Origin of the sequence: Shimia sp. (assembly GCF_049116215.1) — a bacterium.
GTDB lineage: Bacteria > Pseudomonadota > Alphaproteobacteria > Rhodobacterales > Rhodobacteraceae > Shimia.
The window spans coordinates 1-14,556 of sequence record NZ_JAGDZB010000005.1; the positions used below are offsets into that span (position 1 = coordinate 1).

General features: G+C 58.6%; 14 protein-coding genes. 7 read left to right on the forward strand and 7 right to left on the reverse strand.

Annotated features, from left to right (window positions below):
- The 7 genes from JXR15_RS14705 to JXR15_RS14735 form a co-directional block, all read left to right on the forward strand.
- On the forward strand, positions 1–473 hold a 473-nt coding region (locus JXR15_RS14705; protein WP_422053965.1), incomplete at its 5' end, for an AMP-binding enzyme.
- A 4-nt stretch (positions 474–477) separates the two neighbouring features.
- Complete coding sequence (locus tag JXR15_RS14710; RefSeq protein WP_422053966.1) at positions 478–1,161, forward strand: adenylate kinase; 684 nt, start codon at positions 478–480, stop codon at positions 1,159–1,161.
- A 71-nt stretch (positions 1,162–1,232) separates the two neighbouring features.
- Positions 1,233–1,493 carry a DUF4212 domain-containing protein gene (locus JXR15_RS14715; RefSeq protein WP_168591549.1) on the forward strand — a complete coding sequence of 87 codons (261 nt, stop codon included), beginning with the start codon at positions 1,233–1,235 and terminating at the stop codon, positions 1,491–1,493.
- A gap of 17 nt (positions 1,494–1,510) precedes the next feature.
- Positions 1,511–3,298 carry a sodium:solute symporter family protein gene (locus JXR15_RS14720; protein WP_422053967.1) on the forward strand — a complete coding sequence of 596 codons (1,788 nt, stop codon included), beginning with the start codon at positions 1,511–1,513 and terminating at the stop codon, positions 3,296–3,298.
- Between the two features lie 176 nt (positions 3,299–3,474).
- Entirely contained in the window at positions 3,475–5,310 is a 1,836-nt protein-coding gene (locus JXR15_RS14725; protein WP_422053968.1) for a DUF294 nucleotidyltransferase-like domain-containing protein, read from the forward strand.
- A 23-nt stretch (positions 5,311–5,333) separates the two neighbouring features.
- Positions 5,334–5,855, forward strand: coding sequence for a hypothetical protein (locus JXR15_RS14730; RefSeq protein WP_422053969.1), 522 nt, complete (start codon positions 5,334–5,336; stop codon positions 5,853–5,855).
- A complete protein-coding gene (locus JXR15_RS14735) occupies positions 5,855–7,282 on the forward strand; it encodes an exonuclease domain-containing protein (protein WP_422053970.1) in 1,428 nt (475 codons plus the stop codon). The genes JXR15_RS14730 and JXR15_RS14735 overlap by 1 nt, the downstream gene beginning before the upstream one ends.
- Before the next feature lie 9 nt (positions 7,283–7,291).
- Here the strand turns inward: JXR15_RS14735 and JXR15_RS14740 are convergent, their stop codons facing one another.
- The 7 genes from JXR15_RS14740 to tmpA form a co-directional block, all read right to left on the reverse strand.
- Positions 7,292–7,714, reverse strand: a complete 423-nt coding sequence (locus JXR15_RS14740) for a PaaI family thioesterase (protein ID WP_422053971.1) — start codon at positions 7,712–7,714, stop codon at positions 7,292–7,294.
- A gap of 109 nt (positions 7,715–7,823) precedes the next feature.
- Positions 7,824–8,486 (reverse strand): ligase-associated DNA damage response endonuclease PdeM, encoded by a 663-nt coding sequence (pdeM, locus tag JXR15_RS14745; protein ID WP_422053972.1) that lies wholly within the window; start codon positions 8,484–8,486, stop codon positions 7,824–7,826.
- A 113-nt stretch (positions 8,487–8,599) separates the two neighbouring features.
- A complete protein-coding gene (locus JXR15_RS14750; RefSeq protein ID WP_422053973.1) occupies positions 8,600–11,023 on the reverse strand; it encodes a ligase-associated DNA damage response DEXH box helicase in 2,424 nt (807 codons plus the stop codon).
- 4 nt (positions 11,024–11,027) lie between these two features.
- Positions 11,028–11,318, reverse strand: coding sequence for an ArsR/SmtB family transcription factor (locus tag JXR15_RS14755; RefSeq protein ID WP_422054286.1), 291 nt, complete (start codon positions 11,316–11,318; stop codon positions 11,028–11,030).
- 103 nt (positions 11,319–11,421) lie between these two features.
- Positions 11,422–12,651 (reverse strand): mandelate racemase/muconate lactonizing enzyme family protein, encoded by a 1,230-nt coding sequence (locus JXR15_RS14760; RefSeq protein ID WP_422053974.1) that lies wholly within the window; start codon positions 12,649–12,651, stop codon positions 11,422–11,424.
- Positions 12,652–12,773: 122 nt separating this feature from the next.
- Positions 12,774–13,373, reverse strand: coding sequence for a (R)-1-hydroxy-2-trimethylaminoethylphosphonate oxygenase (gene tmpB / locus JXR15_RS14765; RefSeq protein WP_422053975.1), 600 nt, complete (start codon positions 13,371–13,373; stop codon positions 12,774–12,776).
- Positions 13,370–14,497: a 2-trimethylaminoethylphosphonate dioxygenase gene (gene tmpA, locus JXR15_RS14770; RefSeq protein ID WP_422053976.1), complete on the reverse strand. Its 1,128-nt coding sequence runs from the start codon at positions 14,495–14,497 to the stop codon at positions 13,370–13,372. Before tmpA ends, tmpB begins: the two co-directional genes overlap by 4 nt.
- Positions 14,498–14,556: the final 59 nt, after the last annotated feature.

Genomic DNA, 14,556 nt, shown 5'->3' on the forward strand with positions numbered 1-14,556 from the left:
AAAACTACTACTTTGCGGGTGATGGCTGCCGCCGCGATGCGGATGGCGACTACTGGATCACCGGCCGTGTCGACGATGTGATCAATGTCTCCGGCCACCGCATGGGCACCGCCGAAGTGGAAAGCGCATTGGTGGCACATGCTGCCGTGGCCGAGGCCGCTGTGGTCGGCTACCCACATGACATCAAGGGCCAAGGCATCTACTGCTACGTGACGTTGATGAACGATCAGGAACCCTCTGAGGAGCTGCGCAAGGAGCTGCGCACCTGGGTGCGGACGGAAATTGGCCCAATTGCCAGCCCGGACCTGATCCAATGGGCGCCTGGCCTGCCCAAAACCCGCTCCGGCAAAATCATGCGCCGTATCCTGCGCAAGATTGCTGAGGACGACTATGGCAGCCTGGGGGATACCAGCACGCTGGCCGATCCATCGGTGGTGGATGATCTGATCGAACACCGGATGAACAAGGGCTAAGCGCATGTTGGACACAGTGAAAACAAACGCGCCTGTCTTGATCCTGCTTGGCCCCCCCGGGGCCGGCAAAGGCACGCAGGCGCGCATGCTGGAAACCAAATTTGGCTTGGTTCAGCTGTCGACAGGCGATCTGTTGCGGGCGGCTGTGGCCGCGGGCACCGAAGCCGGTTTGGCCGCGCGTGCGGTGATGGACGCTGGTGGTCTGGTCTCTGATGAGATTGTGATCGCCATTCTGCGCGACCGTTTGGCCGATGCAGATTGCGCCAAAGGTGTGATCCTGGACGGGTTCCCACGCACCGGCGCCCAAGCCGAAGCGCTGGATGCGCTGTTGGCGGACAGTGGTCAGCGTATCAACGCCGCGATCAGCCTGGAAGTCGAAGACGCTGCAATGGTGAGCCGGATTTCCGGCCGCTACACCTGTGCCGACTGTGGCGAAGGCTATCACGACAGCTTCAAACAACCTGCCAAAGACGGCGTGTGTGATCAGTGTGGAAGCGCTGACTTCAAACGCCGTGCGGATGACAACGCGGAAACCGTTGCCAGCCGACTAGAGGCTTACCACGCCCAGACTGCGCCTTTGATTGCTTATTACGACGGCAAAGGCGCGCTGAAAAAAGTGGATGCGATGGGGGCAATTGACGCCATCGCCAACGAACTGAGCGCGATCGTTTCTGAAACGACCGCATGAGGGAAAGCACGCGCGCGTCCCTGGAGGGGCGCGTGGGTGTGGAGGAAAGAACCGAGAGGGAGGAGACATATATGTCCGACAACTCATCCAACGACGCGTATTGGAAAGCCAATGTGCGCATCATTTTGATCAGCCTCGTGATTTGGGCGCTGGTCTCTTTTGGGTTTGGCATTCTGCTGCGCCCAATGCTTGCGGGGATCTCCGTGGGCGGGTCTGATCTGGGCTTCTGGTTTGCCCAGCAAGGATCGATCCTGGTCTTCCTGGCGCTGATCTTCAACTACGCCTGGCAGATGAACAAACTCGACATCGCCCACGGCGTTGACGAAGAATAAAAAGGATCTGAGGGACAATGAGCCAATTCGCAATCAACCTGCTGTTTGTGGGCGCGTCATTCGCGCTTTACATCGGCATCGCGATCTGGGCCCGCGCTGGGTCCACGTCTGAATTTTACGCTGCGGGTCGCGGCGTTCACCCGGTCACCAATGGTATGGCGACAGCGGCTGACTGGATGTCTGCAGCCTCGTTTATCTCCATGGCTGGCCTCATCGCTTTCACCGGCTATGACAACTCTTCCTTCCTGATGGGCTGGACCGGTGGCTACGTGCTGCTGGCGCTGCTGCTTGCGCCTTACTTGCGTAAGTTTGGCAAGTTCACCGTGTCGGAATTCATCGGCGATCGTTTCTACAGCCCAACCGCCCGTATTGTGGCTGTGATCTGCTTGATCGTTGCCTCCACCACCTACGTGATTGGTCAAATGACCGGTGTCGGCGTGGCCTTTGGCCGCTTCCTGGAAGTGTCCAACACTGCCGGTCTGCTGATCGGCGCCTGTGTTGTGTTTGCCTATGCTGTTTTTGGCGGCATGAAAGGTGTGACTTACACTCAGGTGGCACAGTACTGTGTTCTGATCACCGCTTACACCATTCCAGCGGTCTTCATCTCGCTGCAGCTGACCGGTACACCAATTCCGGCGCTGGGTCTGTTTGGCGACCACGTTGCTTCCGGTGAGCCACTGCTGGCCAAACTGGATGCGGTTGTGACTGAGCTGGGCTTTAAGGAATACACCGCCCACCACGCTGATACGCTGAACATGGTGCTCTTCACCCTGTCTCTGATGATCGGTACCGCAGGTCTGCCACACGTCATCATGCGCTTCTTCACTGTGCCAAAAGTTTCGGACGCCCGTTGGTCCGCAGGCTGGACGCTGGTGTTTATTGCGCTGCTGTACCTGACAGCGCCTGCTGTTGGTGCGATGGCCCGCCTGAACATCTCCGAGCTGATGTGGCCAAATGGCGGTATCTCCGGTGAAGCGGTGACAACTGAGCAGATCGCTAACGATCCTGAGTACGACTGGATGGCCACGTGGCAGAAAACCGGTCTGCTGGATTGGGAAGACAAAAACGGCGACGGCAAGATTCAGTTCTACAACGACAAGAACGAAGATCTTCAGGCAATGGCCGCGGAAAAAGGCTGGGAAGGCAACGAGCTGACCAAGTTTAACCGTGACATCCTAGTGCTGGCGAACCCGGAAATCGCAAACCTGCCATCTTGGGTGATTGGTCTTGTAGCGGCTGGTGGTCTGGCAGCGGCGCTGTCGACAGCTGCGGGTCTGTTGCTGGCGATCTCCTCCGCCGTGTCTCACGACCTGATCAAAGGTGCTATCAACCCGAGCATCTCTGAGAAGAACGAGCTCCTGTCTGCGCGTATTGCGATGGGCGTGGCGATTGCTGTGGCAACTTGGTTGGGTCTCAACCCTCCTGGCTTTGCGGCGCAAACCGTGGCCTTGGCCTTTGGTCTGGCAGCGGCGTCCATCTTCCCAGCGTTGATGATGGGAATCTTCTCCACCAAGATCAACAACACTGGCGCAGTGGCAGGTATGTTGGCAGGTCTGACCGTGACCCTGATCTACATCTTCCTGCACAAAGGCTGGTTGTTCATTCCGGGCACCAACTCCTTCACCGATGCTGACCCACTTCTGGGTACGATCAAATCGACCAGCTTCGGTGCCATTGGTGCAGCCGTTAACTTTGCCGTGGCCTACGTTGTGGCAGGCATGACCAAAGAAACACCGGAAGAGATCAAGGCGCTTGTTGAGAGCGTGCGCGTTCCCCGCGGCGCAGGTGTAGCTCAGGATCACTGAGCCCTTGCGTCCACTGACGGCGGGTTGCCCCCCAATCCGCCGTCATTTTAATCTTGTTGCTTCCGATCTTGTCGGGGGCAACTTTTCTCTTCAAATGCAGTGTATTGCCCTTGAGGAGAGCGCTGCGGCAGCGCGTCCGCTTGCCGTTTACGCCCCCCCCATGACAAGGTGCCCCCATGTCACTTACTCATGATCAAATCACCCGTTTTTTGCGTTCGGTTCACCCCTACGACAGTCTACCTGATGCTGCGTTGGAAGAATTGGGTGCGTCTTTTGAAGTTCAGGTTCTGCCAGAGGCGGCGCAGATCTATCGTGTTGGTCAGAAACTTGACGGTCTTTACCTGATTTATGCCGGCACCGTTGAGGTGACCGATGAAAATGGCGCTGTGGTGTCCCATTTGGGATTGCGCAATTCCTTTGGCGAACGTGGGCTGCTGCGCGATGGCGTGGCGGTGACCAGCGCCCGGTGCGAAAGTGAGACCACGCTATTGATGTTACCGGTTGCGGCTTTCCAACAGGTGCGCACCACTGAAGGTGCGGTGCAACGCTTCTTTGATCGGGCCGGGCCGGTGGGGCGCAAGGCGCCGACCAGTGACCTGGCAACAACAGAAGTGGCCACCATGATGGCCTGCAATCCTATCACTTTGAGGCGATCCGATACGGTGCGGTCCGCAGCGCAAAAGATGCGCACTTCTGGGATTTCGTCTCTCTGCATCACCGAAGGGGACGCGCTGGTTGGCATCATCACCACCGGTGATCTGGTTGGGAAGGTTTTGGCCGATGACCGCGCACCAGAGACTGCGTTGGCTGAGATCATGACCCATGCGCCGCGTACATTGCCGTCCACAGCCATTGGTTCCGACGTGCTGCACATGATGATGGAACATGGCATTGGCCATATTCCGATTGTCGACAAAGACAAGCTTGTGGGCATTGTGACCCAGACCGATTTGACCCGGTTTCAAGCGGTTACCAGCGCTGAGATGGTGCGTGAAATTGCGCGGGCCAAGACCGCGGAAGATATGGCCATGGTCACGGCACGTATCCCGCAGCTGTTGGCGCAGTTGGTGGGTACCGGGCATCGCCACGACATTGTCACGCGTTTGATCACCGATGTGGCGGACACAGCCACCCGGCGGTTGTTGGCATTAGCTGAGGATAAGCTTGGTGCACCGCCTGTGCCTTATGTTTGGCTGGCCTGTGGCTCTCAGGGGCGGCAGGAACAGACTGGTGTGAGCGATCAGGACAACTGTCTGATCCTTGATGATGCGGCCACGGAAGAAATGCGCACGGGCTATTTTGCACAACTGGCGCAGTTTGTTTGCGATGGGCTCAACACCTGTGGCTACGTTTATTGTCCTGGCGATATGATGGCGACGGCGGACCGCTGGCGGCAACCCCTGCGGGTTTGGCGCGAGTATTTTGTCACCTGGATCAACACGCCCAATCCAGAGGCGCAGATGCTGGCCAGTGTGATGTTTGATCTGCGTCCGATCGGCGGCGCGCTCAACTGCTTCGCGCGGTTGCAGAATGAGACTTTGGCGGCCGCGTCCCATAACTCGATTTTTGTCGCGCATATGGCAGGGAACGCGCTCAAACACCACCCGCCACTCGGTGTGTTGCGCGGGTTGGCAACCATTCGCTCGGGCGAGCACAAGAACCAGATTGATATGAAGCACAATGGGGTTGTACCGGTCGTCGACTTGGGACGGTTGTGTGCCTTGCAGGGGCGGCTGACGCCTGCGAATACACGGGCGCGATTACGGGCAGCCAGTGACGGGACGGCGGGGATTTCTGCCTCTGGTGCGGCGGACTTGCTGAATGCCTATGATCTGATTGCAGAAACGCGGCTGGACCATCAGCTGCGTCAAATCCATGCAGGGCAGGCACCGGATAATTATCTGTCACCGGCGGATTTGTCAGACTTTGAACGCAGCCACCTGCGCGACGCCTTTGTGGTTGTAAAATCGCTTCAATCTGCGATTGGCCACGGGCGCAGCGCATTGAGCTAACGAAAGAAAAAGGGGGGAGCGAGATGTTTCTGGAACTGATCGCGGTGATTTTTGCGGGTATGGCTGGCGGTGGCTTGATGGCCATCATCATCAGGTTTTCCGGTAGCCGATTGCCCAAGTGGCTGACACCTGTGGCCGCTGGGGGTGCGATGATCGCCGCAACCGTGAGTTCGGAATACAGTTGGTTCAGCCGCACCACAGTCACATTGCCGGAGGGGTTTGTGGTGGTAGAAACAGTGGAAACCAGTGCGATTTACCGTCCTTGGACCCATGTCGTGCCTCTGACCGAGCGGTTTGTGGCCTTGGACACAGCCTCGGTACAGAGCAATCCGTCACACCCGGATTTGCGATTGGCGCAGGTGTATTTTTACGGCCGCTGGTCGCCACTCAATCGCCTGAACGTGGCGGCGGATTGTGGCAAGGGCCTGCGGGCGGCGCTGACCGATGGCATCAGCTTTGACGACGCGGGCAGCATCGAAGGGGCCAACTGGGTAAGTGCGCGTGACAATGATCCGTTGCTGGATGCGATATGTGAGGCGCGGTGATGGCCAAGGGGGCAATTATGGCGGGGCTGTCCCTGCGGTTTCGGATCTTGCTGTTTTTTGCCCTGTTGGCATTTGGCGGCGTAGCGGTGATGTTTGGTGCGCTTTGGGCGGGCTATCGTAGTGCGCTTGCTGATGGCGTGGCGAGCGGGTTTATCCTGGCGGGGATTATCGGTGGGTTTGGCTTTTTGGCATTGGCCGTCGGCATTTGGTTGTTGTTTGATGAGAATGTCGCAAAGCCAATCCAGGCGTTGTCGACTACTTTGCGTGCCCGTGCCCATTCCGGCGTGAACGCCACCGTAGACACCCACTCGGCACGCTATTTGGGGGATCTTGCGCCCGCGGTCGAAGCTGTCAGTACGCGGTTGAGCAACGCCACCATTGATATTGCCCAAACAGTTGCGCAGGAGACCGAAACACTGAGTTCGGACCGAGAGCAGCTGACCGCTTTGTTGACAGAGATCCCTGTGGCAATCCTGTTGGTTGGGCCAGACCACCGGATTGTGCTTTATGACGGGCAGGCGGCTGGTACTTTGGCGCAGATCGCTCCGCCGCGTTTGAATGCGTCGATCTTTGATTACCTGTCCAAAGAGCGCGTGCTGGATGCCCATGAAACGCTGCTGCGCGAGGGCACAGAGGTTGCATTTGAAGCGCTGTGTCCAGACGGGCGTGTGTCCTTTGATGCGCGCCTGAAGCCTTTGCGGGGCACGCATAGTTATATGATTTTGATTGATGACGCCCATGCGGAGATTGCACCGAATGCGGAGCGGCCGTTGACGTTTGATTTTCAGCTGTTGGGAGACCAGCCGATTTCGGACCTAGCGGCGCGGCGCCTCGATCAAATCCCGTTTGTGGTGTTTGATTGTGAGACAACGGGCTTGCTGCCGCACAAAGATGAGCTGGTGCAGCTTGGCGCCGTGCGGGTTCTGCGCGGCGAAATTGTGCAAGGTGAATCGATGGATCGGTTTATCCATCCGGGCCGCTCCATTCCGCCAGCCTCCACCAAGGTGCATCACATCACCGATGCGATGGTAGCGACTGCGCCGCCGCCCAAATCTGTGGTTGCGGAATTCCATCACTTTGCGCGAGACGCGGTGATCGTGGCCCACAATGCGCCGTTTGATATGGCGTTTATGCATCGTCATGGCAATGAGATGGAGATTGACTGGCCGCAGCCGATCCTGGACACGGTTTTACTCTCTGCGGTGTTGTTTGGCACCACCGAGAAACACACACTGGATGCGCTGTGCGCGCGGTTGGGTGTGGTGATCCCGGAACACCTACGTCACACAGCGCTTGGCGATGCGCGGGCGACGGCAGAAGTGCTTTGCCATATGTTGCCGATGCTGGCGGCGCGGGGACATACCACCTTGGGAGATGTGTTGGAGCAGACCCGCAAACATGGGCGGTTGCTGGACGACATGAACTAGAATGTAGCCTTAGCGGGGGAGGACCGGAACCATAGTGCCGGTCATCAGTGCAATCTGTGTGCGTTTGGGGCCCTCGACGGCAAAGACCTCAGCTTGCACAATCACCAACCGCTTGCCGGGCTTGACCACTTTGCCAACCGCTTCCAAGTGCTCTCCTTGAGCGGGGGATAGCAAGTGAATCTTCATCTCACTGGTGAGAACTTCAGCGTCTAAAGGCATGACAGACAAAGCGGAATAGCCTGCGGCGCTGTCGCCCAGACCAAAGGTCAGCCCGGCGTGGCCAAAACCGTGTTGCTGCTGGCAGGTGTCGAGAATAGGCGCAGCCAATGTCACGCTGCCGTCCGACACATCAGCGACAGTTGCGCCCATGGTCTGCATCATGGATTGCTTGGCAAAGCTGCTGCGGATTTTGACGTCGATTTCCGGTGACATGGTGCGTTGTTCCCCTTTGGATGCTTGTATCCTGAAGCCGGCCAAGAGTGCGGGTCAATCAGTGACGTTGCGGATTTCTTTAGGAGGCATAAAGAATTGGGCGGTGGGCTTAACGTGGCATGGGCAGTTGGCGTGGCGTTTGGCCGGTGAGGATCGCCATGGCCTTGGGCCGCATCAGTGATGCCAGCGCAGTGTCATCAGATCGCAGGCCGCCGGTGTAGGTGCCATAGGCAGGTAGAATGACCCGATCGCTGTCAAACAGGAAAGCCGGGCGGGCGATGGTGCGCAGGCGAGTTTTTACGCGAACTTTGGGGTGGTAGTGGCCTGAGACTTCGCCGCTTTTCCCGTTTTGCGCGATATGGCGAAATGTTAGAGGCGGCAAGGGAAGCTCGGCCAGATGCGCGCCCTCAAGGTCGATTGGGCCGGGGTCGTGGTTGCCCTCGATCCAGACCCAGCGCCGTCCGGCTTGAAGGCGGGAAATCCAGAGGCGGTCCGCCTCAGGCAAAGTCTTGGCCGCCTCCACATCATCAAAGCTGTCGCCCAGACAAATTACCGTTGCGGCGTTACTGGATTGGAGGTCATTTTCCAATCTTATCAATGTGTCACGGGTCTCATATGGCGGCATTGCGGGCCCACCGCGTCGGAGGACACGCTCGGTTTTACCGAGGTGCAGGTCTGACACAACCAACATGCGCTGCTCTTCCCACCAGAGCGCACCAGAGCCAAGCGCTGTGAGGGTTGTCCCAGCCAGTGAAAAGGAAAGTTCGTTCATGGTATGTTCGTAGCTTGTGTCCGAAGGTGGATCAAGAGGGCAGTTCTCCGAGTTACATAATTCGAACATTTTTTCGGATCTTGCGCAGCTTTGTGCGTGTCAGGATACACAATTTATACTTCTGCGAGCCCGCTGTCGTTCATAAGCGCTTCGGTCTCTTCCGCCAGCAGGCGTTCCTCCGCGCTGCCGCTTTGCACCGGCACTTTGCCAACTTCCAACAAGAGCGGCGCGGCGAGCGGCGTGACATGCGGCGCGGCGACGTGGTCAATGTGGTCGCCAACATTTTTTAGCACCGCTTCAATCCGGGAAAAATCTACCAAACCGCGCAACGCCTCTTCGCGGGTGATTTGCATCAAGACGTGATCAGGATCGTATTTGAGCAGGGTATCGTAAAGAATGTCTGAACTGAACGTTGCCTGCCGTCCTGACTTGCGAGCAGTTGGAGTGTTGCGCTCGATCAGACCGGCAATAGTGGCCGCGCCCCGGAATGTTTTCTTCATCAGCGCATTGCCAGCTAGCCAGCCGTCCAAGCCGTCTTTCAATGTCTTCAGGTCAAACAGCGGGCGCGGGTCCACCACCTCATCCAGCCCCCAAATCAGCGTGGCGTAGTCCGATGACACAAACCCCATTGGGGCAAGATCCATATCTTCCATGCGTTTGGTCAGCAGCAGTCCGAGGGTTTGCTGCGCATTGCGTCCGGCAAAGCCATAAACACACATGTTTTGGCGGCCGTCGCGTTCGAAGGTTTCTACCAAAAGTCGTCCGGGTTCCGGCAGGCGCGACATGCTGCGCTGGAGGTGCAGCCAGTCTGCCGTGTGGGCGGGCAGGTCGGGCCAGCTCTCCGCTTGCAAGTAACGCAATGTGCGCTGGGACAGCTGCGTTGAGGTGGAGAACTTTGTGCCAGAAAACACTGCCACGCGGGGCTTGCGGGCGGCGTTGCGTGAGACCTGTACCGTCATGTCGCGCAGACCTTCGTAGCGTACAATTTGACCGCCTATCAGGAAAGTGTCGCCTGCGGAAAGCGTTGCGGCAAAGGCCTCTTCGACTTCGCCCAGAGGTTTGCCGCCGCGGTTGCGTTTCAATTGCACCTTCAGGGTATCGCTGTCCTGAATGGTGCCTGCATTCATGCGCAGGCGGGCGGCGGCGCGGGGATCGCGCAGCTGCCATTGGCCGTCGGGACGCTGTTGCAGGCGTTGCCAGCGGTCATATGCCTTTAGGGCGTAGCCGCCGGTAGCGCAGAACTCTACGCAGGTGTCAAAGGCATCGCGGGACAGGTCCACATAGGCACCAGCGCTGGTCATTTCGGTATAGAGGTCGTCCGCGTTAAACGGGCCGGAGGCGGCGCGTAGCAGGATATGCTGGCACAGTACGTCGCGCGGCCCGGGGCCGCGCGGGTCGCCGTCCAAATCACCCTCCTGCACAGCTTGCAGAGCGTTGATACATTCGACCACTTCCCAGCGGTTGGCAGGCACGAGCAGCGCTTTGGAAGGGGCGTTGTAGCGGTGGTTGGCGCGGCCAATACGTTGCACCAGACGCTTGACGTTTTTGGGGGCACCCACCTGAATGACAAGATCGACGTCGCCCCAATCAATGCCGAGATCAAGGCTGCCGGTACAGACAATGGCGCGCAAGTCACCGCGCACCATGGCGGCTTCAACTTTCTCCCGTTGCTGGCGATCAAGGCTGCCGTGGTGGATGCCAATCGGGAGACCCTCGTCATTGGCAAGCCACAGATTGTGAAAGAAAATTTCCGCTTGTGCGCGGGTGTTGTGGAATATCAGCGTGGTCTTGTGCGCCTTGACCTGCTCCAGAACCGCAGGGATGGCGTAGGCCGCGCCGCCGCCAAGCCAGGGCGGGGCCTCTTCGGTTTCCAGCATGGAGATGTCGGGTGCGGGACCGGGATCGGCAAAGAGGATTTGGCACGGGTCTGGATTGCGCGCGAGCAGTTTGGCGATGTCTTGCGGCTGGTCTACCGTGGCGGACAGGCCGACGCGTTTGAGGTCTGGGCAGAGCGATTGCAGGCGGGCGAGCGCAAGGAACAACTGATCCCCGCGTTTGCTTTCCGCCAAGGCGTGGATTTCGTCCACCACCACACGTTTGAGACCTTTGAAAACACGGGGGGCATCTTCGTAAGAGGTTAAAAGCGAAAGGCTTTCTGGGGTCGTTAGCAAGATGTGCGGTGGGTCGGCACGCTGGCGTTTTTTCACGGTTTGTGAGGTGTCGCCGGTGCGGTCTTCAATGCGGATGTCGAGGCCGATCTCCTCCACTGGCGTGCGCAAATTGCGTTTGATGTCGGCGGCCAGTGCCTTGAGAGGGGAGACGTAAAGCGTATGTAAACCGTCGTGCAGCGTGGTGGCCAGATAGGCCAAAGTGGGCAGGAAGCCGGCGAGGGTTTTGCCACCGCCTGTGGGGGCAATCAGCAGGGTGCAGGGATCGTCGGCGCGGGCCAACATGTCGCGCTGGTGCGGGTGCGGCTGCCAATTTCGTTTGGCAAACCACGCTTCGATATTGTCAGGTAAAGCCGTCCGCTCCGGCAAAGGGTCAGGCCGCGTTGGGGTCGCAGAAAAGGTTATACAACAAGGAGATAACCTGAGAGGTGTTGTCGTCCGCAAGGCTGTAGTAGATGGTCTTGCCGTCGCGGCGCGTGGAGACAAGGCCCTCGTCGCGCAGGCGGGCGAGCATTTGGCTGACGGCAGCCTGTCGCAGGTCCAGCAGCGCTTCCAATTCCGACACCGATTTTTCGCCAGACCCGAGGTGGCAGAGGATCATCAAACGGCCGGAATGCGCCAGCGTTTTAAGGTAAGCTGCTGCAGCTTCGGCGTTTTTCTCCATTTCGGAGGGCGGCGGTGGCGGGGTTTGGATATTCACGATATTGGACCCAGTTACTCCTGACTGCGCCTCATATAACATCGACCGCCGCGGTTTTCGAGATGTCTTACGATTTTAGTGGGGCACCGCCGGCAAAAGCATTGCCGTTTACATAGTCACAAGAGGCATCCTGCATTTGCAGATGTAGGCCGTTGCCGTCGAATTTGTGTTGTCTGGCAAGGGTTTCGTTGACCTCTATGCCCAGTCCAGGGGCTGTTGGCGGGGTGACAAAACCGTTTTCAACCTTGATGGAGGATGTGATGAGCGCGTCGTGGAAATCGGTCTCGATGGTTTCGATCATCAGGAGGTTGGGAATGGAGGCGGCGAGGTGGATGTTGGCGGCCCACTCGACGGGGCCGGCATAGAGGTGCGGGGCGATTTGGGCGTTGTAACACTCTGCAATTGCCGCGACTTTTTTCATTTCCCAGATGCCACCTGCGCGTCCCAAGGCGGGTTGCAGGATCTCGGCAGCGCCAGTGCGCAGGACGGTGGCAAATTCGGATTTTGTGGTCAGTCGTTCCCCGGTAGCCACTGGAATCCTTACGTTTTTTGCGACGTGCGCCATGTCTTCGATGTTGTCCGGCGGGGTGGGTTCTTCAAACCAGAGCGGGCTGTACGGCTCCAGCGCTTGGCCGAGTCGGATGGCGCCTGCGGTGGTGAATTGACCGTGGGTGCCGAAGAGTAAATCTGATTTGTTTCCAACGGCTTCTCGGATGTCGGCGCAGAAGGCGACGGACATGGAGATGTCGCTCATGGCGGGCATGTGGCCGCCGCGCATGGTGTAGGGGCCCGCGGGGTCAAATTTCACCGCTGTGTAGCCCTTTTCAACCATGGCGAGCGCGCTCTCGGCAGCCATTTCCGGCGAGGTCCAGAAGTCAGAAATATTATGATGATCAAGGGGATAGAGGTAGGTATAGGCGCGCAGGCGTTCGTTCATCAACCCGCCCAGAAGGGCGTAGACCGGGCGGTCGCGGTCTTTGCCCAAGATGTCCCAACAGGCGATTTCGAGGCCAGAGAAGGCGCCCATAACAGTTAAATCAGGGCGTTGCGTAAAGCCCGACGAGTAGGTGCGGCGGAACAAACGTTCAATGTTTTCAGGGTTTTCGCCCTCAAAATAGCGTTCAAACACATCACGGATCACCGCTTCCATAGCGTCGGGACCAACTGAGGAGGCGTAGCATTCGCCCCAGCCGGTGATGCCGGTATCCGTTTGAAGTTTCACCAAAATCCAGTAGCGCCCGCCCCATCCGGGGGCAGGCGGCGCGGTGACGATGATATCCAGATCGGTGAGCTTCATCGGCGTGGTCCTTACAACAGCGTTCGGTGAAGTAAGGGGCCTTTTTGACCACAAAATCAACGTCGGTATTTTGTCGGTATCGCGACTGTTTTGCGGTGGTGCGTATTTGCCCGTTGCGTTTGTTAACCTGAAGACGCGTTAAGATGTGCATCCACCACGCGCTGTACCATCGGGGCGAAATGCCAGAAGTCTGGCGTGACCATATCAGCGCGCTTTCCTGCCTCGTCGAGGTAGCGGACCTGAATGATCTTCTCCAGATTTGGGTTGGCCTCAAAAGTGGTGACTTCGTCGCCCGACATCGGGCCGCCTTGTAGCTCCAATGTGTGCACAGAGGCGGTGGAGAGCCGTTTGAAGTATTCCGGCTTGGTGGCGCAGAGGTAACGTTTGGCGGCGACGTGGTAGAGCACGCAGTCGGTGACCACCGAGGGGAAGAAGGGGGCGAGCACTTCGGCACCTGCGTCTTCGTGGTGGCGGTCCTCGGTGTCATCCGGATGGTAGGTGCCAAACTCGGACGTGAAATGGCCGATGTCATGCAGCAGGGCGGCGACTATCACATCCTCCGGCATGTCGTTTTGTTCGGCAATGGTGGCACCTTGTAACATGTGTTCTGCCATTGTGACCGGCTCGCCGAGGTATTCCTCGCCGCCGCGACGGTCAAAGATGTCGCCAAGAAAGGCGACGATGTTGTCTTGCGTTAGGGTGGAGAAATCCGGCTTGCTCATGTGTTTGCCTCCAACGCCGCGAGGGTGGAGAGCAGCCCGTCTTTGTCGGCGTAGCAGCCTTGCAGCCAGCGTTTGCCAGAACCAGAATAGCCTTTGCGGGCGTGCAGCACGCGGGTGTTGTCGACGATGAACGCCTCGCCGGGGGCCAGTTTAAAGCGGACCTCCGACGCCGGGTCGTCGATGATGTCGGAGAGTTGGCGCAGGGCGGCGTAGTAGGCGGGCATTTTGTCAAAGGGCACGTCGACTGGCGCGGCGGCGGAACGGGCGTTGAAGCGGATGTTTTGCATCGTGCCTTCGGGAGAGAGGCCAATCACCGGACGGCGGGAGGTGAGGCGTACGCCCGCTTCGCCTGCGTATTCAAATCGCGCGGAATGGCTGTGTAGGAGTGCAAAGCCTTCAGGGTTTATCTCGCGCAGCTTTTGCGCCGCTGCAAAGCCGTCGACCACCATGTTGTCGCCGCCCTCGGCGGAATTCTCAAGGCAGGACAGGACTTGCAGGGTTGGGACCGGATCACGGTAGGGGTTGTCTGTGTGGGCTTGCAGGCCAAGGCCGGTGAAGGCGAGGTTGGTTGGGTTGACCTCTGTGCGGACCTCAAAGTGACGGCCGTAGTTGGTCTCGCGCACGTAGCCGAAGAGGTTGACGACTTTGAACAGGGCGCCGGATTCCGTGGGCAGGCCGGTGACTTTGGTAAAGCCGTAGCGGCGGATGGCGGCAAGCCATGCGCGTTTGGCGTCAGGGGTGTTGGCGAGGTCAGGGTAGTGGCCGGTGGGGACGTCTTCGTTGAGGTCTTCGCCCCAAGTTTCGGCGTGCTCCGGCAGGTGGCCCGGCGTGGTGTCTTGCTGGCGGTCATAAGCATTGGTGAGAAGCCAAGCGACCGGGAAGGTGACGATTTTATTGTCTTCAGCAAAAGTGACAGTGACGGTGTCGTCGGTGGCCTCTGATTTGGACAGGGCGCAGTTGCCGGGCAGGTCCGCCAGGGTGATTAGTCGCTGGCCGTTGCCGGGATCGCGGGTGGCGGCATCTAGCGCGTTATGGCGCAGCCAGACGCCGTGGAAGCGAAAAGCGCCGGAGGGCGTAGTGAGCGTGAGGACCTGATTGTCGGGGGAGAGCTGCACCTGGGTCATAAGATGTCCTTGGGTTGGGCGAGGGCTTTAGGGCTTGTGATGTCTTGTCGACAAACTGG

Coding starts and splice junctions, on each gene's coding strand:
- JXR15_RS14710 (WP_422053966.1), top strand. CDS start 478: ATGTTGGACACAGTGAAAACAAACGCGCCTGTCTTGATCCTGCTTGGC.
- JXR15_RS14715 (WP_168591549.1), top strand. CDS start 1,233: ATGTCCGACAACTCATCCAACGACGCGTATTGGAAAGCCAATGTGCGC.
- JXR15_RS14720 (WP_422053967.1), top strand. CDS start 1,511: ATGAGCCAATTCGCAATCAACCTGCTGTTTGTGGGCGCGTCATTCGCG.
- JXR15_RS14725 (WP_422053968.1), top strand. CDS start 3,475: ATGTCACTTACTCATGATCAAATCACCCGTTTTTTGCGTTCGGTTCAC.
- JXR15_RS14730 (WP_422053969.1), top strand. CDS start 5,334: ATGTTTCTGGAACTGATCGCGGTGATTTTTGCGGGTATGGCTGGCGGT.
- JXR15_RS14735 (WP_422053970.1), top strand. CDS start 5,855: ATGGCCAAGGGGGCAATTATGGCGGGGCTGTCCCTGCGGTTTCGGATC.
- JXR15_RS14740 (WP_422053971.1), bottom strand. CDS start 7,714: ATGTCACCGGAAATCGACGTCAAAATCCGCAGCAGCTTTGCCAAGCAA.
- pdeM (WP_422053972.1), bottom strand. CDS start 8,486: ATGAACGAACTTTCCTTTTCACTGGCTGGGACAACCCTCACAGCGCTT.
- JXR15_RS14755 (WP_422054286.1), bottom strand. CDS start 11,318: ATGGAGAAAAACGCCGAAGCTGCAGCAGCTTACCTTAAAACGCTGGCG.
- JXR15_RS14760 (WP_422053974.1), bottom strand. CDS start 12,651: ATGAAGCTCACCGATCTGGATATCATCGTCACCGCGCCGCCTGCCCCC.
- tmpB (WP_422053975.1), bottom strand. CDS start 13,373: ATGAGCAAGCCGGATTTCTCCACCCTAACGCAAGACAACATCGTCGCC.
- tmpA (WP_422053976.1), bottom strand. CDS start 14,497: ATGACCCAGGTGCAGCTCTCCCCCGACAATCAGGTCCTCACGCTCACT.